General features: G+C 66.1%; 1 protein-coding gene. It reads left to right on the forward strand.

Annotation, left to right across the window (positions count from 1 at the left end; all coding sequences use genetic code 11):
• Positions 1 to 631 (forward strand): alpha-amylase family glycosyl hydrolase (locus tag JK361_RS40670; protein ID WP_268983312.1); only part of this gene is annotated, 631 nt, incomplete at both ends.

The following is a 631-nucleotide window of genomic DNA, read 5'->3' on the forward strand; positions in this document are numbered from 1 at the left end:
CGACCTCGCCGACTTCGTGGAGTTCGTGGACGCCGCCCACCAGCGCGGCATGCGCGTCATCATCGACTTCGTCATGAACCACACCAGCGACCAGCACCCGTGGTTCCAGGAGTCCCGCAAGAACCCCGAAGGCCCCTACGGCGACTTCTACATGTGGGCCGACGACGACAAGCAGTACCAGGACGCCCGGATCATCTTCGTCGACACCGAGGTCTCCAACTGGACCTTCGACCCGGTACGCGGCCAGTACTACTTCCACCGCTTCTTCTCGCACCAGCCGGACCTGAACTACGAGAACCCGGCCGTCCAGGAGGAGGTCCTGGCCGCCCTGCGGTTCTGGCTGGACCTGGGCATCGACGGGTTCCGGCTGGACGCGGTGCCCTACCTCTACGCGGAGGAGGGCACCAACTGCGAGAACCTCCCCGCCACCCACACCTTCCTGAAGCGGGTCCGCCGCGAGATCGACGCGATGTACCCGGACACCGTGCTGCTGGCCGAGGCGAACCAGTGGCCGGAGGACGTCGTCGACTACTTCGGCGACTACTCCTCCGGCGGCGACGAGTGCCACATGGCGTTCCACTTCCCCGTGATGCCGCGGATCTTCATGGCCGTACGGCGCGAATCGCGCCAC

The sequence above is a fragment of the Streptomyces musisoli genome, from assembly GCF_016741855.1.
Taxonomy (GTDB): domain Bacteria; phylum Actinomycetota; class Actinomycetes; order Streptomycetales; family Streptomycetaceae; genus Streptomyces; species Streptomyces musisoli.